21 protein-coding genes are annotated in these 20,835 nt (G+C 63.5%); 8 read left to right on the plus strand and 13 right to left on the minus strand.

Features of this window, described 5'->3' with window-relative positions; translation table 11 throughout:
* Positions 1 to 469 (minus strand): type IV pilus assembly protein FimV (locus ACDELDRAFT_RS09335; protein WP_420042320.1); only part of this gene is annotated, 469 nt, incomplete at its 3' end.
* Between the two features lie 286 nt (positions 470 to 755).
* Positions 756 to 1,889 carry an aspartate-semialdehyde dehydrogenase gene (asd, locus tag ACDELDRAFT_RS09340; RefSeq protein ID WP_005795895.1) on the minus strand — a complete coding sequence of 378 codons (1,134 nt, stop codon included), beginning with the start codon at positions 1,887 to 1,889 and terminating at the stop codon, positions 756 to 758.
* Positions 1,890 to 2,270: 381 nt separating this feature from the next.
* Between asd and ACDELDRAFT_RS09345 the strand changes: the two genes are divergently transcribed.
* Entirely contained in the window at positions 2,271 to 2,942 is a 672-nt protein-coding gene (locus ACDELDRAFT_RS09345) for a dihydrodipicolinate reductase C-terminal domain-containing protein (RefSeq protein ID WP_005795899.1), read from the plus strand.
* 63 nt (positions 2,943 to 3,005) lie between these two features.
* Here ACDELDRAFT_RS09345 and leuB read toward each other — a convergent pair whose 3' ends face one another.
* From leuB to ACDELDRAFT_RS09370, 5 genes are all read right to left on the minus strand, one after another.
* A complete protein-coding gene (gene leuB / locus ACDELDRAFT_RS09350; RefSeq protein WP_005795901.1) occupies positions 3,006 to 4,079 on the minus strand; it encodes a 3-isopropylmalate dehydrogenase in 1,074 nt (357 codons plus the stop codon).
* Positions 4,080 to 4,166: 87 nt separating this feature from the next.
* A complete protein-coding gene (gene leuD, locus ACDELDRAFT_RS09355; protein WP_005795903.1) occupies positions 4,167 to 4,817 on the minus strand; it encodes a 3-isopropylmalate dehydratase small subunit in 651 nt (216 codons plus the stop codon).
* Positions 4,818 to 4,828: 11 nt separating this feature from the next.
* Positions 4,829 to 4,954 carry an entericidin A/B family lipoprotein gene (locus ACDELDRAFT_RS09360; protein ID WP_005795904.1) on the minus strand — a complete coding sequence of 42 codons (126 nt, stop codon included), beginning with the start codon at positions 4,952 to 4,954 and terminating at the stop codon, positions 4,829 to 4,831.
* A gap of 37 nt (positions 4,955 to 4,991) precedes the next feature.
* On the minus strand, positions 4,992 to 6,413 hold the full coding sequence (gene leuC / locus ACDELDRAFT_RS09365) for a 3-isopropylmalate dehydratase large subunit (protein ID WP_005795906.1): 1,422 nt from the start codon (positions 6,411 to 6,413) through the stop codon (positions 4,992 to 4,994).
* A gap of 44 nt (positions 6,414 to 6,457) precedes the next feature.
* Positions 6,458 to 7,384, minus strand: coding sequence for a LysR family transcriptional regulator (locus tag ACDELDRAFT_RS09370; RefSeq protein ID WP_005795908.1), 927 nt, complete (start codon positions 7,382 to 7,384; stop codon positions 6,458 to 6,460).
* Positions 7,385 to 7,733: 349 nt separating this feature from the next.
* Here ACDELDRAFT_RS09370 and ACDELDRAFT_RS23635 point away from each other — a divergent pair, with 349 nt between their 5' ends.
* Together ACDELDRAFT_RS23635 and ACDELDRAFT_RS23640 are read left to right on the plus strand one after the other, a co-directional pair.
* Complete coding sequence (locus ACDELDRAFT_RS23635) at positions 7,734 to 8,537, plus strand: hypothetical protein (RefSeq protein WP_157764912.1); 804 nt, start codon at positions 7,734 to 7,736, stop codon at positions 8,535 to 8,537.
* 22 nt (positions 8,538 to 8,559) lie between these two features.
* Entirely contained in the window at positions 8,560 to 9,807 is a 1,248-nt protein-coding gene (locus tag ACDELDRAFT_RS23640) for an IPTL-CTERM sorting domain-containing protein (RefSeq protein WP_081470102.1), read from the plus strand.
* 208 nt (positions 9,808 to 10,015) lie between these two features.
* On the opposite strand, the gene ACDELDRAFT_RS09385 is transcribed toward ACDELDRAFT_RS23640, so the two are convergent.
* The 4 genes from ACDELDRAFT_RS09385 to grpE form a co-directional block, all read right to left on the minus strand.
* The gene (locus tag ACDELDRAFT_RS09385; RefSeq protein WP_005795913.1) at positions 10,016 to 11,380 is read right to left on the minus strand and encodes an MBL fold metallo-hydrolase; all 1,365 of its coding nucleotides are present in this window, start codon (positions 11,378 to 11,380) and stop codon (positions 10,016 to 10,018) included.
* A 231-nt stretch (positions 11,381 to 11,611) separates the two neighbouring features.
* Positions 11,612 to 12,754: a molecular chaperone DnaJ gene (dnaJ, locus tag ACDELDRAFT_RS09390; RefSeq protein ID WP_005795915.1), complete on the minus strand. Its 1,143-nt coding sequence runs from the start codon at positions 12,752 to 12,754 to the stop codon at positions 11,612 to 11,614.
* Positions 12,755 to 12,840: 86 nt separating this feature from the next.
* Positions 12,841 to 14,787: a molecular chaperone DnaK gene (gene dnaK, locus ACDELDRAFT_RS09395; RefSeq protein WP_005795917.1), complete on the minus strand. Its 1,947-nt coding sequence runs from the start codon at positions 14,785 to 14,787 to the stop codon at positions 12,841 to 12,843.
* 82 nt (positions 14,788 to 14,869) lie between these two features.
* Complete coding sequence (gene grpE / locus ACDELDRAFT_RS09400; protein WP_040328648.1) at positions 14,870 to 15,421, minus strand: nucleotide exchange factor GrpE; 552 nt, start codon at positions 15,419 to 15,421, stop codon at positions 14,870 to 14,872.
* A gap of 305 nt (positions 15,422 to 15,726) precedes the next feature.
* Between grpE and rpsF the strand changes: the two genes are divergently transcribed.
* From rpsF to dnaB, 5 genes are all read left to right on the plus strand, one after another.
* On the plus strand, positions 15,727 to 16,104 hold the full coding sequence (gene rpsF / locus ACDELDRAFT_RS09405; protein ID WP_005795920.1) for a 30S ribosomal protein S6: 378 nt from the start codon (positions 15,727 to 15,729) through the stop codon (positions 16,102 to 16,104).
* Positions 16,105 to 16,119: 15 nt separating this feature from the next.
* Positions 16,120 to 16,410 (plus strand): primosomal replication protein N, encoded by a 291-nt coding sequence (gene priB, locus ACDELDRAFT_RS09410; protein WP_005795923.1) that lies wholly within the window; start codon positions 16,120 to 16,122, stop codon positions 16,408 to 16,410.
* Positions 16,411 to 16,427: 17 nt separating this feature from the next.
* Positions 16,428 to 16,709 (plus strand): 30S ribosomal protein S18, encoded by a 282-nt coding sequence (rpsR, locus tag ACDELDRAFT_RS09415; RefSeq protein WP_005795932.1) that lies wholly within the window; start codon positions 16,428 to 16,430, stop codon positions 16,707 to 16,709.
* Between the two features lie 12 nt (positions 16,710 to 16,721).
* Entirely contained in the window at positions 16,722 to 17,174 is a 453-nt protein-coding gene (rplI, locus tag ACDELDRAFT_RS09420; RefSeq protein ID WP_005795934.1) for a 50S ribosomal protein L9, read from the plus strand.
* A 178-nt stretch (positions 17,175 to 17,352) separates the two neighbouring features.
* Positions 17,353 to 18,771: a replicative DNA helicase gene (gene dnaB / locus ACDELDRAFT_RS09425; protein WP_005795936.1), complete on the plus strand. Its 1,419-nt coding sequence runs from the start codon at positions 17,353 to 17,355 to the stop codon at positions 18,769 to 18,771.
* 201 nt (positions 18,772 to 18,972) lie between these two features.
* Here the strand turns inward: dnaB and ACDELDRAFT_RS09430 are convergent, their stop codons facing one another.
* Positions 18,973 to 19,353, minus strand: a complete 381-nt coding sequence (locus tag ACDELDRAFT_RS09430; RefSeq protein WP_040328657.1) for a hypothetical protein — start codon at positions 19,351 to 19,353, stop codon at positions 18,973 to 18,975.
* A 5-nt stretch (positions 19,354 to 19,358) separates the two neighbouring features.
* On the minus strand, positions 19,359 to 20,835 hold a 1,477-nt coding region (locus ACDELDRAFT_RS09435), incomplete at its 5' end, for a PhoH family protein (RefSeq protein WP_005795941.1).

A 20,835-nucleotide genomic window follows, 5' to 3' on the forward strand; every position in this document is an offset into this window, starting at 1 on the left:
GGACAGGCGCAGCGGGCGCAGTAATCTGGGGCGCGGCCGTAACTGCGGGAGCAGCGCGGCGCAGCGTCGGCGGGTCGAACAGCATGGTGTAGCTGCGCACGATGTGGCCGCTGCCCCACGAGGCGTCAAGAACCAGATCCACAAAGGGGTCGTTGATGGGGCGATCGCTGGAAAGGCGCAGCACCGCCGTCCCATCGGCGCGGCGCTGCAGTTGCACCCGCAGGTTGTTCACCGCCGGGTTGAATTCCATGCCCTGGGCCCGAAAGACGTCAGGCGAAGCGGTGGTGGCGCGCAGGGTCTCGGCTTCGGACGGCGTGATCTGGGGCAGGTCGATTTCGGCGCGCAGCGGTTCGCCGAGTGCAGATTGCACCGTAATGCGACCCAGTGCGAGGGCGGAGGCATCGTCGGCATACAGGCCGGTCAATGCGACGGCTGCGGCCGCCAGGACAGAAAATTTCCAACGATGCATGTGTGCCATCAACTGTGGTGTTTGAGCCGCTCGGTCGAGTGGCGTTGTTCTTTTCATGGTCACTCCCGCCCCGGCGCGTGTAAATATGTAAAAAGCACCATAGCATCAATGTTTTGCACTGACAAGCTGAGGTACGGTCGAAGCTTTGTACGGGGTATCGGCACCCGGTTTTGGTGTGTTTCCTTGTTGTCAATTGCCAACGTAACGTAACCGGGTGTTTCTTGTCCGGCGGACACGAAAAAGCGCGCAACGGCTTGGCCGTGCGCGCTGGTGGAAGGTGCCTGGATCAGGCGCCGAGGAGGATGCGCAGCATGCGGCGCAGCGGTTCCGCAGCGCCCCACAGCAACTGATCGCCCACGGTGAACGCGCCCACGTACTCGGGGCCCATGGCCAGCTTGCGGATGCGGCCCACGGGAATGGTCATGGTGCCGGTCACGGCCACGGGAGTCAGGTCCTGGATGGTGGCCTCGCGCGTGTTGGGCACCACTTTGACCCATTGGTTGTCGGCCGCGATCATGGCCTCGATGTCGGCCACGGGCACGTCCTTCTTCAGCTTGAAGGTCAGGGCCTGGCTGTGGCAGCGCATGGCACCCACGCGCACGCAGAAGCCGTCCACGGGGATAGCGGCCGAGTTGAAGCCTTCACCCATGCCGAGGATCTTGTTCGTCTCGGCCATGCCCTTCCATTCTTCCTTGGACATGCCGTTGCCCAGGTCCTTGTCGATCCAGGGGATCAGGCTGCCGCCCAGCGGCACGCCGAAGTTGGCGGTTTCGGCCTGCGAGAGGCTGCGCTGCTTGGCGATGACCTTGCGATCGATTTCGAGGATGGCGCTCTTCGGGTCGTCCAGCAGGGCCTTCACCTCGGCGTTCAGCGTGCCGTACTGCGTCAGCAGCTCGCGCATGTGCTGGGCACCGCCGCCGGAAGCCGCCTGGTAGGTCTGGGTGCTCATCCACTCGACGAGGCCGGCCTTGTACAGGGCGCCCACGCCCATCAGCATGCAGGAAACGGTGCAGTTGCCGCCGATCCAGTCCTTGCCGCCGTTGGCCAGGGCGTTCTTGATGACCGGCATGTTCACCGGGTCGAGCACGATGACGGCGTTCTTTTCCATGCGCAGCGAGGAAGCGGCATCGATCCAGTGGCCATTCCAGCCAGCGGCGCGCAGCTTGGGGTACACCTCGTTGGTGTAGTCGCCGCCCTGGGCGGTGATGATGATGTCGCAGCGCTTCAGCGCATCGATGTTGAAAGCGTCCTGCAGCGTGGTTTCGTTCCTGGCCTGGGCCGGGGCCTTGCCGCCTGCGTTGGAAGTGGAGAAGAACAATGGCTCGATCAGGTCGAAGTCTTTTTCTTCGACCATGCGGTCCATCAACACCGAGCCGACCATGCCGCGCCAGCCGACCAAACCTACCAATTTGTTGCTCATTTCAACGCCCTTTCAAATAAAACAGTGCCAGACCAGACTGTTTGCCCCGGCTCGTCTGGCCAGGGAGGGCGCACGACGATGCCGGAGCTGGATCAGCCCTTAATGGTCGTGGTTTTGGTGGTGATTGCGCGCGCAGCCACACCGGCCGGGGCGGCGGATGCGATGTTCAGGGCGAACGGGCGGGCGGCAAACATAGGCAACGATTGTAGCGGATGCGGCCCTGCGGGCGCTCTCTGCTCTGGCGGCTCGCTGCCCGCGGGCGCCCGCCGGGCGGTGACAGGCATTCAAGAATGTCCGCCCCGTGCGTGCAGTGCGGAGCTTGAGGTGCTGGCAGCGCTCTACAGTGCTGCCTTTGCTCTATCTGTTCAAGCGAGTGTGGAAATGCAAGTCATCGTCGTAGGGTCGGGGAAGCTGGCCGGGGAACTGCTGGATGTGTTGGGTGCGCGGAGTGGCCAGGTGGTGCCGTGGGGTAATGCAGGGATGCGCGCCGAAAAGTCCGTCGTGCTGCATGCCGGCTCTGGCCGCGAACTGGAGGCCGTCTGCGCCTTTTGCAAGTCCACGCGCTCGCCGCTGGTGGAACTGGCCACCGGCTCGATCCTGGAAGGGCGCGCCGTGGAGTTCTCGGCCATCCTGTGTCCGAACACCAATATTCTCACGCTCAAGTTCATGGCCATGCTCGAGCGCAGCGGCCATTTGTTTCGCGGCTGCCGCATCGGACTCGTTGAATCCCACCAGGCGCAGAAGTCGTCAGTGCCTGGCACGGCTGTGAGCATGGCGCACGCACTGGGCCTTGCGCCTGCGGAAATCCGGTCGGTGCGCGATCCCCAGGCGCAGCAGGGCGCGCTGCAGATTCCCCTGCAGCATCTGGCACGCCACGCCTACCACCACATCCTGATCGAAGACGGGTCGTGCAGCGTGGCGCTGGAAACCCGGGTTTATGGCGATGCGCCATATGCGGACGGCGTGGCGCGCATCGTGGCGGCCGTGCAGGCGCGAGAGCTGGAAAACCGGCCTTACCCGGTTCTCGAGTTCATCGAGAACGGCTGGCTCTAGGGGCGGCGCGGGCAAAAAAACGCCGGATGACCGGCGCTGGATGGGTGCCGCCAGTGGCGGGATTTACGCTGTCAGCGCCTTCACCACCGCATCGCCCATCTGCGCGGTGCCCACCTTGGTCGTGCCTTCGCTCCAGATGTCGGGCGTGCGCAGGCCCTGGGCCAGCACCTTTTGCACGGCAGTTTCGATGCGCTGCGCGGCCGCTTCCTGGTTCAGGCTGAAGCGAAGCATCATCGCGGCCGAGAGGATGGTGGCCAGCGGGTTGGCCACGCCCTTGCCGGCGATGTCGGGGGCGCTGCCGTGGCTGGGTTCGTACAGGCCCTGGCCCTTGGAGTTCAGGCTGGCCGAGGGCAGCATGCCGATGGAGCCGGTGAGCATGGAGGCTTCGTCCGACAGGATGTCGCCGAACATATTGCCCGTGACCACCACGTCAAAGGCCTTGGGTGCCTTCACGAGTTGCATGGCGGCGTTGTCCACGTACATGTGCTGCAGCTCGACGTCGGGATATTCCTTGTGCACGTCGGTCACCACGTCCTTCCAGAACTGGAAGGTTTCCAGCACGTTGGCCTTGTCCACGCTGGTGACTTTCTTGTTGCGCTTGCGGGCGGCCTGGAAGGCGACGTGGGCGATGCGTTCGATCTCGGGGCGGCTGTAGCGCATGGTGTCAAACGCTTCTTCCGCGCCCGGGAAGTGCCCGTCCACCGCAGTGCGGCGGCCGCGCGGCTGGCCGAAATAGATGTCGCCCGTGAGCTCGCGGATGATGAGGATATCCAGGCCCGCGATCAGTTCGGGCTTGAGGCTCGACGCGCCCACCAGTTGCTCGTAGCAGATGGCAGGACGGAAGTTGGCGAACAGGCCCAGGTGCTTGCGCAGGCCCAGGATGGCCTGCTCGGGGCGCAGCGGCCGGTCGAGCTTGTCGTATTTCCAGTCGCCCACGGCCCCGAACAGGATGGCGTCGGCCTCTTTGGCGAGCTGGAGGGTCGATTCTGGTAGCGGGTGGCCGTGGGCTTCGTAGGCGGCGCCGCCCACCAGGGCAGATTTCATCTCGAATTTCAGGTCCAGGACTTCCAGAACCTTGACGGCCTCGGAAACGATTTCGGTACCGATGCCGTCACCCGGCAGAACTGCGATTTTCATTGTCTTTTGCTTTGCTTTTGCTTTGCTTTTGATAGCTGTTAGCGCTTATCTGGTAAGCGCTAGAGGCTATTTTTGCTTGAATCTGAATCAGGAAACCATCGAATGCGCGAGCCATGGCTTGGTCGCCAGGCGCTGCGCTTCAAAGGCCTTGATCTTGTCGGACTGGCGCAAGGTGAGGCCGATGTCGTCAAAGCCGTTGAGCAGGCAGTATTTGCGGAAGGCCTGCACCTCGAACGGGATCTCTTCGCCTTGGGGGCGCACGATGACCTGGCGTTCCAGGTCGATGGTGAGTTGGTAGCCAGGGAAGGCGTGCACTTCGTCAAACAACTGGGCCACCGTGGCCTCGGGCAGCACGATGGGCAGCAGGCCGTTCTTGAAGCAGTTGTTGAAGAAGATGTCGGCAAAGCTGGGCGCGATCACGCAGCGAAAGCCGTACTGGTCCAGCGCCCAGGGCGCGTGTTCGCGGCTGGAGCCGCAGCCGAAGTTCTTGCGCGCCAGCAGGATGGATGCGCCCTGGTAGCGCGGCTGGTTCAGCACGAAATCGGGGTTGGGCTTGCGGCTGGCCGGGTCCTGGCCGGGCTCTCCGTGGTCCAGGTAGCGCCATTCGTCAAACAGGTTCACGCCAAAGCCGGTCTTCTTGATCGACTTGAGGAACTGCTTGGGAATGATGGCGTCGGTATCGACGTTTTCGCGGTCCATGGGCGCGACAACGCCCTTGAGCAAGGTGAATTTTTGCATGGCGGTATGGGTTACTTGGCGGCCCGTTCGATGGCGCTGCCGGCTTTGCCAATGTCCTGGCCTACACCCTTGACGGTGTTGCAGCCGGCCAGCACAAAGGCCAGGGACAGGGCGATGAGGGTGGCGGTCTTTTTCATGACGGGGCTCCTTCAGTCTGTAAGGGGTAAGGGGTGGTCAGGCGAACTGGCGAATGTCCACAAAGTGGCCGTGCACGGCTGCGGCGGCCGCCATGGCGGGGCTTACCAGGTGCGTGCGGCCCCCAGCGCCCTGGCGGCCTTCAAAGTTGCGGTTGCTGGTACTGGCGCAGCGCTCGCCGGGCTCCAGGCGGTCGGCATTCATGGCCAGGCACATGCTGCAGCCTGGCTCGCGCCACTCAAAGCCTGCGGCCACAAAAATCTTGTCCAGGCCTTCGCGTTCAGCCTGCTCTTTGACGAGGCCGGAGCCGGGCACCACCAGGGCCAGCTTGACGTTGCTGGCGACCTTGCGGCCCAGGTTCTTCACCACGGCAGCGGCTTCGCGCATGTCTTCAATGCGGCTGTTGGTGCAACTGCCGATGAACACCTTGTCGATGGTGATGTCGTTGATGGCCTTGCCGGGTTGCAGGCCCATGTAGGTCAAGGCGCGCTCGATGGCGCCGCGCTTGTTGGCGTCTTTTTCCTTGTCCGGGTCGGGCACGCGGGCATCCACGCCCAGCACCATTTCGGGCGAGGTGCCCCAAGTGACTTGCGGCACGATGTCTGCGGCGTCGAGCTTCACGACGGTGTCGAATTGCGCGTCGGCGTCCGAATGCAGCGTCTTCCAGTACGCCACGGCCTGGTCCCATTCCACGCCCGTGGGCGACAGGGGGCGGCCCTTGACATATTCGATGGTCTTGTCGTCCACGGCCACCAGGCCGGCGCGCGCGCCGCCTTCGATGGCCATGTTGCACACGGTCATGCGGCCTTCCATGCTCATCGCGCGGAACACCGAGCCCGCAAATTCGATGGTGTAGCCCGTGCCGCCGGCCGTGCCAATCTTGCCGATGATGGCGAGCACCACATCCTTGGGCGTCACACCCTTGGCCAGCGTGCCGTCCACCTGCACCAGCATGTTCTTGGCCTTCTTGGCCAGCAGGGTCTGCGTGGCCATCACATGCTCGACTTCGGAGGTGCCGATGCCGTGAGCCAGCGCGCCAAACGCGCCGTGCGTGCTGGTGTGGCTGTCGCCGCACACCACGGTCATGCCGGGCAGCGTGGCGCCGTTTTCAGGGCCGATCACGTGGACGATGCCCTGGCGCTTGTGCATGAAGGGGAAGAACGCAGCCGGCGTGATCTGCGCCATGTTGTCGTTCAGCGTGGTGATCTGTTCCTTGCTGATCGGATCGGCGATGCCGTCATAGCCACGCTCCCAGCCGGTGGTGGGCGTGTTGTGGTCGGCCGTGGCCACAATCGAACTCATGCGCCACACTTTGCGGCCGGCTTCGCGCAGGCCTTCAAAGGCCTGGGGGCTGGTGACTTCGTGCACCAGATGGCGGTCGATGTAGAGGATGGATGTGCCGTCCTCTTCGGTGTGGACGACATGCTCGTCCCAGATCTTGTCGTACAGGGTGCGTCCCATGTGGGTCTCTTTTCTAGGGTAGGTTGGTTGGATTCTAGGGGGCGTCAAAGTGCCGCTTGCCGGGGTGCCAGGTGTTCGACCAGCAGCCGCGCGGTGACTGGCAGTGCGTCGAAATCGCGGGCCACCAGGCGCAGCTCGCGCTGTGCCCAGGGGTCGGCCAGGGGGACGGCCTGCAGGCGGCCCACGCCGTGCATCAGGGCAAAGGCGCGGTCGGGGAGCAGGCCAACGCCCAGGCCGTTGTCGATCATGCGGCACATGGCATCGAGCCCGGTGACCTGGATGCGCTGGCGCAGTGGCCGGCCGGCGGCAGCCGCGGCCGCACGCATCGCCAGACTGATGCTGCTGTTGGCGTGCAGACCTACGATGTCCCAGTCGAGCACTTCTTCAAAATGTATAGCGCTGTGCGCAGACAGGGCGTGCGCTGCAGGCACGACCAGCACCAAACGGTCGCTGCGATAGGGGCGGCTTTGCAGATCGGTGGCACCGGGCCCGCCTGTGTTGCATAGCCCCAAGTCGGCCGCGCCTTCCTGCACCGCATGCAGCACATCGCTGCTCAGGTGTTCCTGCAGGTCAATCTTGACCTGGCTGTGCGCGCGTGCAAAGGCGCCCAGGTCTTCCGGCAGAAACTGCACGATGGCCGAAATATTGGCGTGCATGCGCACGTGCCCGCGCACGCCGTCGGCATATTCGCTCAGCTCGCCTTGCATGCGCTCCAGTCCGAACAACACGGTGCGGGCGTGGTGCAGCAGGCTCTCGCCGGCGGGCGTGAGCGTCACGCCCCGGCTGTGGCGGTAGAGCAGGGCGGTATCGACAGCGGTTTCCAGGTCGGACAGCCGCTTGCTGACCGCCGAGGCCGCGATGAATTCGCGCTCGGCCGCCCGGCCAATGCTGCCGAGCTCGCACACCGCCACGAAGAGTTGCAGCGAGGTGAGGTCAATGCGGCGCGCAAAACTGCGCTCGGAGCTTTTCATGTGAAGGCTTTCATCTCATGTCGAGATGGATGCGTTATTTTCTTGCATTTTTATGATCTAGGTATCTCAAAATGCGATGGCTCATATGCCGGATGCTTCGTATTCTGAGATGGCTATGCTGGCGAATGCTGTGCCCCGCGGTGAGGGCGGCTGTTACTACTTGTTCTTCCGCTGCACAATGGCTCCAATTGCCTGGAGTCAGCCGCGCCCGAATGGTTGGCGCCGCCTTCGCCGGTAGATCCATGAAGTTCAAGCATTCAATGAACGAGGGAATTCCATGTCGTACATTCCAATCGCAACGGCCCGACTGCCTGTGCAACGACGCATGCTGTGCGGTTTGGCGCTGGGCTTGGCATTGCTGAGCGCGCCGGTATATTCATGGGCGCAGGCCACGCGAACCTGGGTTTCAGGGGTGGGGGATGATGCCAATCCGTGCTCTCGCACTGCGCCGTGCAAAACCTTCGCCGGGGCCATTTCAAAAACTGCTGCCGGTGGCGAAATCAGTGTCTTGGACCCCGGCGGTTACGGCGCTGTGACCATCACGAAGGCCATCACCATTGACGGCGGGGCCGGCATCGTAGCCAGCGTGCTGGCTTCGGGTACCAATGGCGTCGTTGTTATGGCAGGCCCCAATGACAACGTGATCCTGCGCAATCTGTCGGTAAATGGCGCAGGTACGGGGCTCACGGGCATATCGTTCAGGGCGGGGCGTAGCCTGCGCCTGCAAAATGTCAAGGTGGACCGTTTCATTGGCCCAGGCTTGTCGGTGGTCGCGAACAACGCCGGTGCTGGCTCGTTGACCACTCTCGTGCTCGTTGAGGTGCTTGACAGCGTCTTCAGCCACAATGCAACCGGCCTGTTTGTGGCCAGCCAGCCGGGCTCGCACAACCCCGCAACGGTTTCTGTGGAGCGCTCTCGTTTCATTCTTGGTACCACGGGCCTTTGGTCCTCAGGCTCGGGTGCCACGGTGCAGGCAGCCAACTCTACGGTGTTCGGTAATTCGCAAGGTCTGTCCACGGCTAGCGTTGCAGTTTCCACGACGGCAACGCCGGCAGTAACGAGTTCGTCCGGCAACCTCACCACTTTTGGAAACAATCAGGTCCAGGGCAACGCCAGCAACGGCAGTTTCACTGGCACGGCATCCAACAACTGACAGCGCAACCGGTGGGTGCTCCATGACGCCTTTTTCGCTTTCCATTGGCCGGGCTTGGATGCTCGGAGTGTTGTTGCTCGCGCCTGCCTGGGCCCACGCGCAGGCGACCCGCACATGGGTGTCTGGCGTGGGAGACGATGCCAACCCTTGTTCGCGCACGGCACCGTGCCGCACACTGGCAGGCGCGTTGCCCAAAACAGCGACGGGCGGTGAGATCGATGTGTTGGACCCGGCAGCGCTGGATGGCAGCGACGACTTTGCTGCGCCAGCTGTGGCGCCGGTGACCCTGGTGATTGACAAGTCCATCACTATCGATGGCGGGGGGCGATATGTGGCCGCCTTCGGCGGGGTGCCAATGGGCGACTCGATTGTTGTCAACCTCACATCTCCCGGTACCGTGATTTTGCGCAACCTTCAGCTCAACGGCTTTGCGGGTACCGGAAGCAATGGTATCCGTGTGGTGTCCAGCGCCAACGTGGTGCTTGACCATGTGGATGTTGCTGGCTACGCACAAAACTGCTTGCTCGTTGACGCGGGAGCTGGCGGCGCCTTGGTGGACATTGCCTCGTCGACATTCTCCAACTGCAGTACCGGTGTGGCCAACCGTGCGGCCGCTGCGGTGAATCTGGGGGGCGATTCCGCGGTAGTGTTGAACACGGTGGCTGGCGTCAGCTCCAACAATCCGTTGGGGGCTGTGTATTTCTTCAACAGCAACACGAGAAGCAACACGCAAAACACCGACTTGACCACATATGTGAGCGGGTCCAGCGCCTCGGTGTCGGGGGGGAGCGTTGGTTGCGCCTTTGCCAACCAGCAATTTGTGGCGCCAAATGCCATATCACGCACGTTGCCTGTGGCCGTGGGAGGGCCAGCGGCGGCAGGATTCCAGTTTCAGACGACCAACTGTGGACCGGGTGCCACCGTGACGGTGACTCTGAACTATGCGCAGGCGATGCCCGCCAGCACCGTGCTCTACAAATTTGGACCGGCTACGCCGGGCGCCACCCAGTCGACATGGTTCCCTTTGCCTGGCGCAGTCCTGAGCGCGGATCGCAAGGGCTTTACCTACTCGCTTACGGATAACGGGATTGGCGATTCCAACGGTGCCATAGGGTTCATTGATGACCCAGTTTTACCTCTTGTGCCGCTACCGCCGTCCATCCCCACCTTGTCACACTGGGCGCTGGCCCTGCTGGGCGTTCTGGTGTCAGCCATGATGGTTTGGGAGCGGCGACGACAGCGCGCGCGCATCCCTATGCGCAGTGCATGACTTTGAGACGGATGTTGTCGCTTGGTGCGAGCGATTCGCCAGCATGCAAATGAGCCCCTCTTGGAAGTTCGATACCCCTTCTGCGGATACAGAGTTACCGCGTTCCAGCGTTGAAGTGTTTCTTGGGGCGCTTCGTTGGGGGTGGCGGATTGGTGACATCCTCCCCTCCAACGTCAGCGCCGGGTCGCCGTAACCCGGAAGCGGAAACTCAAAGCGTGAGTGAGCTGCCGTGCTCCGGCACCGTGGCGCGCCAGCGCAGTTCATGCTCGATGCGCTGGCGCAGCATGTCGGCTGCACCCATCTCGCCGTGCACGACGTAGACCCGGTCCGGCGCGTGCCCCATGCTGCGCAGCCACGCCAGCGTCTGGTTGGCGTCGGCATGGGCTGATGCAGAGGTGAGTTGCACCACCTCGGCGCGCACGTCCACGTCCTGCCCGTGGATACGCGTCGTCTTTTCACCGTTGGCAATGCGCGCGCCCCGGGTGCCGGGAGCCTGGTAGCCGGTGATGATGATCATGTTGCGGTGGTCGCCCGCATAGAGCGCCAGATGGTGCAGCACGCGTCCGCCCGTGGCCATGCCGCTGGCCGACAGGATCACCATCGGCCCATGGCGTCGTGCGAGGGCCTTTGATTCGTCGGTGGTCTGCACCATGGTGGCGCTGTGCGAGAGGGCGTCCACCTCATGGGCGGTCAGTCGGTGCTCGCCGGGATGGTGTCCGAACAACCCGGTGGTGCTCACGGCCATGGGGCTGTCCAGGAACACCGGCAGCGACTGCGCGATAGCGCCCTGCTTCTTGAGCAGATTGATGGCGTGCAGCACGGCCTGGGCGCGCCCCACGGCAAACACGGGCACCACGGCCACGCCGCCGCGTTGGGCCAGGCGGTGCAGGGCGGGGCCCAGTTCGTGCAGGATGTCTTCGTTTCCGTGCTCACGGTCGCCATAGGTGGATTCGACCAGCACCGTGTCGGCTTGGGGTGGTGCTTCGGGCGGGTTCATGATCAGGTCGTCCGGCCGTCCCAGGTCGCCCGAGAACAGGATGCGCCGGCCGCCCACTTCCAGTAGCAGGCTGGCCGCGCCCAAGATGTGCCCGGCCGGTGTGAAAGTGGCACGCCAGCCCGGAATCGGCTCGAAGGACTTGTGGAATGCGTGCGTGCGGAACTGCTTCATGCAGTGCTGCGCGTCCAGACGTGTGTACAGCGGCAATGCGGGAGCGTGCTCGGTCAACTGGTGGCGGTTGAGGAAGGCAGCGTCTTCTTCCTGCAGGTGCCCGCTGTCGGGTAGAAGAATGGCGCACAGGTCCCGCGTGCCAGGCGTGCAGTGGATGGATTTGGTGTAGCCGTCGCGCGCCAGCAGGGGCAGGTAGCCGCTGTGGTCGAGGTGCGCGTGGGTCAGCAGCACGGCATCGATCTGGTGGGGCGCCAGGGGCAGGGGGTGCCAGTTGCGCAGGCGCAGTTGCTTGTAGCCCTGGAACAGGCCGCAATCCACGAGCATGCTGTGGCCGTTGTGGCGCACCAGGTATTTGGAGCCGGTGACGGTGCCTGCGCCGCCCAGAAAAGTGATGTTGACTTCCATTGCGAATCTCCATGCAGTCCAATGCCTGCCATCGTAGCGGCCCGCCGAGGGGCTGGCCGCGCACTGGGGCGTGCGCGTCAATGGCAGTGCGGTACGCATGATGCAGGTCAACCAGCGCGGTGGCGTGGCAAAGCGGCGTTCCGAAATAAAAACGGGCTGACCGGCGCATGTCCGTCAGCCCGCTGTGCAGGCCCGCTGCGCCAGGCGGCGAGCGGGTGCAGGGTTGCTTTTTCAGCTGAAGAAGTTTTTCAGCCGGTCGGTCCAGCTTTCGCCGCTAGGGGAATGGCGGGCGCCGCCCTTCTTGAGCGATTCGTCCAGCTCGCGCAACAGCTTGCGCTGGTGCTCGGTGAGCTTGACGGGCGTCTCCACGGCAATGTGGCAATACAGATCACCGGGATAGCTGGCGCGCACGCCCTTGATGCCCTTGCCACGCAGGCGAAACTGCTTGCCGGCCTGTGTGCCTTCGGGAATGTCGATGGCGGCCTTGCCTGCCAGCGTGGGCACCTCGATCTCGCCGCCCAGCGCCGCTGTGATGAAGCTCACGGGCACCTGGCAGTGCAGGTCATCGCCGTCGCGCTCGAAGATGTCGTGCTTCTTCAGGCGAATTTCGATGTACAGGTCGCCCGGTGGGCCTCCGTTGGTGCCCGGCTCGCCGTTGCCCGTGCTGCGGATGCGCATGCCGTCGTCGATGCCGGCCGGGATCTTTACTTCCAGCGTCTTCTGCTTCTTGAGTTTGCCCTGGCCGTGGCAGGTGGTGCAGGGCTCAGGAATGATCTTGCCCGTGCCGCGGCAGTGCGGGCAGGTCTGCTGCACGCTGAAAAAACCCTGGCGCATCTGCACCGTGCCGCTGCCGCTGCAGGTGGTGCAGGTCTTGGCGCTGGTGCCGGGCTTGGCCCCGCTGCCGTGGCAGGTATCGCAGCTCTCCCAGGACGGAATGCGGATCTGCGCATCCTTGCCCCGTGCAGCTTCTTCAAGGGTGATTTCCATGGCGTAGCTCAGGTCGCTGCCGCGATACACCTGCCGGCCGCCCGCCCCGCGACGGCCACCCTGCTGGCCGAACATGTCGCCAAAGATGTCGCCGAAGGCCTCGGCAAAGCCGCCAAACCCTTCTGCGCCGGGCCCGCCGGGGCCGCGCATGTTGGGGTCCACGCCCGCGTGGCCGTACTGGTCGTAGGCCGCACGTTTCTGGGCGTCCGACAGCATCTCGTAGGCCTCTTTGGCCTCCTTGAACTTTTCTTCGGCGCCCTTGGCTGCATCACCCTGGTTGCGGTCGGGGTGGTGCTTCATCGCAAGCTTGCGATAGGCCTTTTTGATTTCTTCTTCCGAGGCGTTCTTGGGAACGCCCAGGATTTCGTAATAGTCTCGTTTGGACATGCTCGTTCTGAACCCGGTTGGAACAGGAACGCCGCGCAAGCCCCGTCAAGGGCCCCGCGCGGCGGCTGGGGTCAACGGGAAGGGGTTTAGCCCTTCTTGACTTCCTTCACCTCGGCATCGACCACGTTGTCGTCGTCCGCGGGCTTGGCTGAAGAAGCCGATGCGCCTGCTGCATCCGCACCGCCCGCAGCCTGGGCGGCTTGCGCTGCCTGGGATTCGGCGTACATCTTTTCGCCCAGCTTCTGGCTGGCGGCCATCAGCGCCGTGGTCTTTTCGTCGATGGTGGCCTTGTCCTCGCCCTTCAACGCGTCTTCCAGGGCCTTCACGGCAGCGGTGATCGAGTCCTTTTCGCCGGCGTCGAGCTTGTCGCCATGCTCAGCCAGGCTCTTGTTCACGCTGTGCACGGCTGCTTCGCCCTGGTTGCGGGCCTGCACCAACTCCAGTTTCTTCTTGTCGTCGGCGGCGTTCAACTCGGCGTCCTTCACCATCTGCTGGATTTCTTCTTCCGACAGGCCCGAGTTGGCCTTGATGGTGATCTTGTTTTCCTTGCCGGTGCCCTTGTCCTTGGCGCCCACGTGCAGGATGCCGTTGGCGTCGATGTCGAACGACACTTCGATCTGTGGCACGCCGCGCGATGCGGGTGGGATGCCTTCGAGGTTGAACTCGCCCAGCAGCTTGTTGCCGCTGGCCATCTCGCGCTCGCCCTGGTAGACCTTGATGGTCACGGCCGGCTGGTTGTCGTCGGCGGTGGAGAAGGTCTGCGCAAACTTCGTCGGGATGGTCGTGTTCTTCGTGATCATCTTGGTCATCACGCCGCCCAGGGTTTCAATGCCCAGGGAGAGCGGCGTCACGTCCAGCAGCAGCACGTCCTTGCGGTCACCCGACAGCACCTGGCCCTGGATGGCGGCACCCACGGCGACGGCTTCGTCGGGGTTCACGTCCTTGCGCGGGTCCTTGCCGAAGAACTCCTTGACCTTCTCCTGCACCTTGGGCATGCGGGTCATGCCGCCGACCAGGATCACGTCATTGATGTCGGACACGCTGATGCCGGCATCCTTGATGGCGGTGCGGCAGGGAGCAATGGTGCGTTCGATCAGTTCCTCGACCAAGGCTTCGAGCTTGGCACGCGTGAGCTTGATGTTCAGGTGCTTGGGGCCCGAGGCGTCGGCCGTGATGTAGGGCAGGTTGATGTCCGTCTGCGCGCTGTTCGACAGCTCGATCTTGGCCTTCTCGGCAGCTTCCTTCAGGCGTTGCAGGGCCAGCACGTCCTTGGACAGGTCCACACCCTGTTCCTTTTTGAACTCGCTGATGATGTAGTCGATGATGCGCTGGTCGAAGTCTTCGCCACCCAGGAAGGTGTCGCCGTTGGTCGACAGCACTTCGAACTGCTTCTCGCCATCGACATCGGCGATTTCGATGATGGACACGTCGAACGTGCCACCGCCCAGGTCATACACGGCGATCTTGCGGTCGCCCTTTTCCGTCTTGTCGAGGCCGAAGGCCAGGGCTGCGGCGGTGGGCTCGTTGATGATGCGCTTGACTTCCAGGCCGGCGATACGGCCGGCATCCTTGGTGGCCTGGCGCTGCGCGTCGTTGAAGTAGGCTGGCACCGTGATCACGGCTTCGGTCACGGGCTCGCCCAGGTAGTCCTCGGCGGTCTTCTTCATCTTGCGCAGGATGTCGGCGCTGACCTGCTGGGCCGAAATCTTGTTGCCGCGCACTTCCACCCAGGCGTCGCCATTGTCGGCAGCGGTGATCTTGTAGGGCATCAGGTCGATGTCCTTCTGCACTTCTTTCTCGGTGAACTTGCGGCCGATGAGGCGCTTGATCGCGTACAGCGTGTTCTTGGGATTGGTCACCGCCTGGCGCTTGGCCGAGGCGCCCACCAGCACTTCACCATCTTCCTGGTACGCAACGATCGAAGGGGTGGTGCGGGCACCTTCCGAGTTTTCGATCACGCGGGTGGTGTTGCCTTCCATGACGGAAACGCAGCTGTTGGTGGTGCCCAGGTCAATACCGATGATTTTTCCCATGTTCTTCTCCGCAATGTTGGAATGGTTGGATAGCTAGTAACTTGTGGATAACCCGGAACGGTTCAAGTTGTTTCCGGGAAATTTATTTGGGGGCGCTGACGGTGACCAGAGCCGGGCGCAGCACGCGGTCGGCGATCACATAGCCTTTTTGCAGCACGGCCACGACCGTGTTGGCCTCCTGGTCGGCCGGAACCACGCTGATGGCCTGGTGCTGGTGCGGGTCGAACTTGTCGCCTGCGGCCGGCTGGATGGCGAGCACCTTGTTGCGCTCCAGCGCAGAAATCAGCTGGCGCAGCGTGGCGTCTGCACCCTCGCGCAACTGCTGGGGCGAGGCTTCCTTGATGGCCAATGCGGCGTCGAGGCTGTCCGCCACGGGCAGCAGGCTTTCGGCAAAGCTCTCGATGCCGAACTTGCGCGCCTTGGATACCTCGTCCTCGGCGCGGCGGCGGGCGTTTTCAGCCTCGGCCTTGGCGCGCAGGAACTGGTCGGCCAGATCGGCGCTTTTGGCCTTGAGCTCGGCCAGTTCGCCCTGCAGGCGGGCCAGCTCGTCGGAGGCGTGCGCAGCCATGGCGGCTTCTACTTCTTCGGGGGCGGGGGCTTGCTGGGATGCGTTGGTCTGGCTGTGATCTTGCATGTCGTGGTTTGAAGGTGAATAAAACAATACGCAATACGCGCGGGAGTTGGGGGCGGGCCGCCGTATATCAAGGGTCTGCGCGCGGGCCATGCTCCATCGGGGCTGGAGCTGGGCCACCCGCTTCAGTGCATGTCGGCCCTGCGCCTGCTTTTGCAAGGGGCGGCAGGCCCGTCCTGCAAATGTGCGGTGCGGGGAGGGGTGAGAAGCCTAGTGTACTAGCGCGGCAGAGTGGGCTATAATTGCCGGCTTTGCCTTGCCACACCGCTTCTAGACGCAGCGGGTGGTGTCATCCAAAAGGAGTCTGCATGCGTCATTACGAAATCATTTTGTTGATCCATCCGGATCAAAGCGAACAAGTTCCAGCCATGCTGGAGCGCTACAAGGGCATGATCACCGCTGGCGGTGGCAAGGTGCACCGCGTGGAAGACTGGGGCCGCCGTCAACTGGCGTACCTGATCAACAAGCTGGCCAAGGCCCACTACCTGTGCGTGAACATTGAAGCCGACCAGGCTGTGATGGCTGAACTGGAGCATGCCTTCAAGTTCAACGACGCCGTGCTGCGCCACCTGACGGTTCAGAAGAAGAAGGCTGAAACCGGCCCGTCTTCGATGATGAAGACCGTCGAGCGCGAAGAAGCCCGCAAGGTCAGCCAGGCCGAATACGCGGCTGCCGGCGAACGCTGATCCGTTCACTTCGGAGTGGAGAACCGCGTCGTCTTGACCGCCTGTATCGCAGAGGCCGAGGCCTTGCGCTACACGCCCGCCGGATTGCCCGCCATCACCCTGCGGCTCGAACACGAGTCCCAGCAGACCGAGGCAGGCCATCCCCGCGAAGTCAAGGCGGCCATGAAAGCTGTTGCCTTTGGTGCAATGGCTGAGCGTCTGGCACGGCAGAACATCGGAAGTCTCTGGACTTTCAGTGGATTTCTGGCCACCCCGCGCAACGGCAAGAACGCAGTGCTCCATATCCAGGATATTCAACAAAATTAATTTTCAAGGGGTCCGCAATGGCCACGTTCAAGAAGTTCAACAAAGACAAGCGCCCAAAGCGCAACACCCAGTCCCTGCTGTTCAAGCGCAAGCGCTTCTGCCGCTTCACGGTGACGGGCGTTGAAGAAATCGACTACAAGGATGTCGACACGCTGCGCGATTTCATCGCCGAAAACGGCAAGATCATCCCCGCACGCCTGACCGGCACGCGCGCCATCTTCCAGCGTCAGCTGAACACCGCCATCAAGCGCGCACGCTTCCTGGCCCTGGTGCCTTACAGCGACCAGCACAAGATCTAAGGAGCACAACCCATGCAAATCATCCTGCTCGACAAGGTTGTGAACCTCGGCAACCTCGGTGAAATCGTCAAGGTCAAGGACGGCTACGCCCGCAACTTCCTGATTCCTTCGGGCCGCGCCCGCCGCGCTACCGAAGCTGCCAAGGCAGAGTTCGAAGCCAAGCGCGCTGAGCTCGAAAAGGCCGCTGCTGCCAAGCTGGCAGAAGCCCAGGCCCAAGGCGAAAAGCTGGCTGGCACCACCGTCAAGCTGACGCAAAAGGCTGGCGTGGACGGCCGTCTGTTTGGTTCCGTGACCAACCACGACATCGCCGAAGAGCTGAACAAGCAAGGCTACAAGGTGGCCAAGTCGCAAATCCGCCTGCCCAACGGCCCCATCAAGGTCGTGAGCGAAAGCACCGTGAGCGTTGCTCTGCACACCGACGTGGTGGTGGAAGTGACCGTCTCGGTCTACGGCGAAACCGCCTGATTCACTTCGGTGCTTCACCAGAAGCCGCCCTCGGGCGGCTTTTGTCTTTGGGTGGACGCGATTTGTACAGGATTGCCCACTGGTAATCCACGCACTGTCCACAGCCTTATCCCCCGAAGCCATGCACCTTGGTGGCCGGGGCCGCAGTCAGTCAAGCCCTCGTCCGGAGAAACATTCCATGTCTGCAGTCTTTCCTCCCCTGGATGACCATGGCTTCGCTCCGCCCTCGGTGGACCGCGAGATCGCCCAGTTGCGCGTTCCCCCGCACTCGATCGAGGCGGAGTCCAGTGTGCTGGGCGGTCTGCTGCTGGACAACAACGCCTGGGACCGCGTGGGCGATCTGCTGGTGGACAGCCATTTCTACCGCCATGAACACCAGATGATCTACGCGGCCATTGGTGCGCTGATCAATGCCAGCAAGCCGGCCGACGTGATCACCGTGTTCGAGCACCTGCAGAACCTGGGCAAGGCCCAGGAGATGGGGGGACTGGCCTACCTGAACAGCCTGGCGCAGTACGTGCCCAGCGCCAGCAACATCCGCCGCTACGCCGAGATCGTGCGCGAGCGCGCCATTCTGCGCAAGCTGGTCACGGCCAGCGATGACATTGCCACCAACGCCTTCAACCCGCAAGGCAAGACGGTGGAGCGCATCCTGGACGAGGCCGAGGCCAAGATCTTCGCGATTGGCGAGGAGGGCTCGCGCACCAAGCAGGGTTTCCAGTCGCTCGACACGCTGGTGATCGACCTGCTCGACCGCGTGCAGGAAATGGCGGACAACCCCGTGGACGTCACTGGCGTGCCCACGGGGTTTGCCGACCTCGACCGCATGACCAGCGGCCTGCAGGCGGGCGACATGGTGGTGCTGGCGGCGCGCCCCTCCATGGGTAAGACCTCGTTTGCGGTGAACATCGCCGAGCACGTGGCGCTCAACGAGGGCCTTCCCGTGGCCATCTTCTCGATGGAAATGGGTGCCGCCCAGTTGGCGGTGCGTATCGTGGGTTCGATCGGTCGCGTCAACCAGGGCAACCTGCGCACCGGCAAGCTCACCGACGACGAATGGCCGCGCCTGACCGAAGCCATCGAGAAGCTGCGCACCGTGTCGCTGCACATCGACGAAACCCCGGGTCTCACGCCCAGCGAGTTGCGCGCCAATGCCCGGCGGCTGGCGCGCCAGTGCGGCAAGCTGGGCTTGATCGTGGTCGACTACCTGCAGCTGATGAGCGGCTCGGGCTCGTCCGGCTCGGACAACCGTGCCACCGAGTTGGGCGAAATTTCCCGGGGCCTCAAGATGCTGGCCAAGGAGTTGCAGTGCCCGGTGATTGCGCTCTCGCAGCTCAATCGCTCGGTCGAGCAGCGCACCGACAAGCGGCCCATGATGAGCGACCTGCGCGAATCGGGCGCCATCGAGCAGGACGCGGACATCATCATGTTCATCTACCGCGACGACTACTACAACAAGGACAGCAAGGAGCCCAACGTGGCCGAGGTCATCATCGGCAAGCAACGTAACGGCCCCACCGGCACGGTGAAGCTGTTCTTCCAGAAGAACCAGACGCGCTTTGAAAATCTGGCGATGGGTTCTGGCGACGATTTCTAGCCAAATTGGCCTGTAGCGCTCACCAATTAAGCGCTTTTAGCTATCAAAATAGAAGCGACTGAGCGACTGAGCGACTGAGCGACTGTCTTGGCGTCCGGATCGCCAGTTGCTTTTGCCCTTGCCGTGCCAGTCCTGTGCTGCCCGGCCGGCAGCGGGCGGTGCCCTGCGTCCCGGCAGCGCTGCAGGGTCGATGCATTGCGGTCACTGCCGCAGCGCCCATGCCATGAGCCCGATGCATGCCAGCGCCAGCGCCGCAACGGCCGCCAGCAGGCGCTGGTTGCGTGCGCGCAGGGCGTCCACGGCCTGCACCACGCGGGCGTTCTGCTCGGCCAGCGACTGGATCAGCGCGGCGGACTCCAGCTGCTCTTGTTCGAGCCGCGCCACGCGTTGGTGCAGATGCTCCAGCTGCTGGGCGACCGGGGGCAAGGCAGCCCCATCCACCAGCGTGCCCGCGGCGGCCTCCTCGGCACCTTTGCGCGTGGCGCCGATCAGCTTTCTGGCCGCTTGCAGGATCTGCGGCGCGGCCTCAAGAACGTCACCCCACGGCACCAGCTTGAGCGCGGCAACCCAGCCGGCGGCCATCATGGTCAGAGCACCTCGCTGGCAAAGTCGGCCAGGCGCGAGCGCTCGCCGCGCGCCAGCGTGATGTGCCCGCTGTGGGGCCAACCCTTGAAGCGATCGACCGCATAGGTCAGGCCCGACGAGCCTTCGGTGAGGTAGGGCGTGTCGATCTGTGCCAGGTTGCCCATGCAGATGATCTTGGTGCCAGGGCCGGCGCGGGTGATCAGCGTCTTCATCTGCTTGGGCGTGAGGTTCTGCGCCTCGTCGATGATGACGTACTTGTTCATGAAGGTGCGGCCGCGCATGAAGTTCATGCTCTTGATCTTGATGCGGCTGCGGATGAGTTCGTTGGTGGCGGCGCGGCCCCACTCGCCCGCGTTGCCGCCGTCACCCTTGGCGAGGAACTCGAGGTTGTCGTCGAGCGCGCCCATCCAGGGGCCCATCTTCTCTTCTTCGGTGCCCGGCAGGAAGCCGATGTCCTCGCCCACGCTCACCGTGGCGCGGGTCATGATGATCTCGGTGTAGCGGCGGTCGTCCAGCACCTGCGTGAGGCCGGCGGCCAAGGCCATGAGCGTCTTGCCCGTTCCGGCCGTACCGGTCAGGGTGACCAGGTCCACATCGGGGTCCATGAGCAGGTTCATGGCGAAATTCTGCTCGCGGTTGCGCGTGGTCACGCCCCACACGCTGTTCTTGGCCGAACCGTAGTCCTTGAGCGTCTGCAGCACGGCCGTCTTGTCGCGGATTTCACTGACGCGGGCAAACAGGCTGGGCTCGCCCGGCGCCTCGAAATACACGAACTGGTTGATCATGAGTTGCGGCACGATAGGGCCGCTGATGCGGTAGAACGTGTTGCCGCCGCTTTGCCAGCTCTCGACGCTCTTGCCGTTCTTGGTCCAGAAATCGGCCGGCAGGGCCAGCAGGCCCGAGTACAGCAGATCGGCGTCGTCCAGCGTTTTGTCGTTCTGGTAGTCCTCGGCGTTCAGGCCCAGCGCGCGCGCCTTGACGCGCATGTTGATGTCCTTGGACACCAGCACCACCTCGCGCGGGGCATGCAGCTTCGAAAGTGCCTCAAGCACGCCCAGGATCTGGTTGTCGGCCTTGCCCTGGGGCAGGCTCGTGGGCAACTGGTAGCTCAGGGGCGCTGTCTGGAAGTACAGGCAGCCCCCCGCCGCCTTCTGGCCTGTGGCATCCAGGCGCAGGCCGCGCGCAATGTCGGCCTCTTGCGTGGCCACCAGGGCGTCAAGCGTGCGGCTGGCCTGGCGGCCATTGCGCGCAACTTCCGTCATGCCCTTCTTGTGGCCGTCCAGTTCTTCCAGCACGATCATGGGCAGGAAGATGTCGTGCTCTTCAAAGCGGAACAGGCTGGTGGGATCGTGCAGCAGCACGTTGGTGTCCAGCACGAACAGCTTGGCGGGGCCTTGCGGAACGGCCTTCTTGCCGCGCGAGGTGGCCGGCACCTCGGGCGCACTGGCACCAGCCTTGCCGGCGGTGCTGCGGGTGGGT

Source organism: Acidovorax delafieldii 2AN (genome assembly GCF_000175235.1).
In the GTDB taxonomy this organism is placed as follows: Bacteria; Pseudomonadota; Gammaproteobacteria; order Burkholderiales; family Burkholderiaceae_C; genus Acidovorax; species Acidovorax delafieldii_B.

Bases quoted from the DNA above. Each gene is read 5' to 3' on its own strand.
- dnaJ (WP_005795915.1), bottom strand. From the start codon at position 12,754: ATGTCCAAACGAGACTATTACGAAATCCTGGGCGTTCCCAAGAACGCC.
- leuD (WP_005795903.1), bottom strand. From the start codon at position 4,817: ATGCAAAAATTCACCTTGCTCAAGGGCGTTGTCGCGCCCATGGACCGC.
- grpE (WP_040328648.1), bottom strand. From the start codon at position 15,421: ATGCAAGATCACAGCCAGACCAACGCATCCCAGCAAGCCCCCGCCCCC.
- rpsF (WP_005795920.1), top strand. From the start codon at position 15,727: ATGCGTCATTACGAAATCATTTTGTTGATCCATCCGGATCAAAGCGAA.
- ACDELDRAFT_RS09345 (WP_005795899.1), top strand. From the start codon at position 2,271: ATGCAAGTCATCGTCGTAGGGTCGGGGAAGCTGGCCGGGGAACTGCTG.
- leuB (WP_005795901.1), bottom strand. From the start codon at position 4,079: ATGAAAATCGCAGTTCTGCCGGGTGACGGCATCGGTACCGAAATCGTT.
- rpsR (WP_005795932.1), top strand. From the start codon at position 16,428: ATGGCCACGTTCAAGAAGTTCAACAAAGACAAGCGCCCAAAGCGCAAC.
- rplI (WP_005795934.1), top strand. From the start codon at position 16,722: ATGCAAATCATCCTGCTCGACAAGGTTGTGAACCTCGGCAACCTCGGT.
- asd (WP_005795895.1), bottom strand. From the start codon at position 1,889: ATGAGCAACAAATTGGTAGGTTTGGTCGGCTGGCGCGGCATGGTCGGC.
- leuC (WP_005795906.1), bottom strand. From the start codon at position 6,413: ATGGGACGCACCCTGTACGACAAGATCTGGGACGAGCATGTCGTCCAC.
- ACDELDRAFT_RS09430 (WP_040328657.1), bottom strand. From the start codon at position 19,353: ATGGCCGCCGGCTGGGTTGCCGCGCTCAAGCTGGTGCCGTGGGGTGAC.
- ACDELDRAFT_RS09370 (WP_005795908.1), bottom strand. From the start codon at position 7,384: ATGAAAAGCTCCGAGCGCAGTTTTGCGCGCCGCATTGACCTCACCTCG.
- dnaK (WP_005795917.1), bottom strand. From the start codon at position 14,787: ATGGGAAAAATCATCGGTATTGACCTGGGCACCACCAACAGCTGCGTT.
- ACDELDRAFT_RS09385 (WP_005795913.1), bottom strand. From the start codon at position 11,380: ATGGAAGTCAACATCACTTTTCTGGGCGGCGCAGGCACCGTCACCGGC.
- dnaB (WP_005795936.1), top strand. From the start codon at position 17,353: ATGTCTGCAGTCTTTCCTCCCCTGGATGACCATGGCTTCGCTCCGCCC.
- ACDELDRAFT_RS09360 (WP_005795904.1), bottom strand. From the start codon at position 4,954: ATGAAAAAGACCGCCACCCTCATCGCCCTGTCCCTGGCCTTTGTGCTG.
- ACDELDRAFT_RS23640 (WP_081470102.1), top strand. From the start codon at position 8,560: ATGACGCCTTTTTCGCTTTCCATTGGCCGGGCTTGGATGCTCGGAGTG.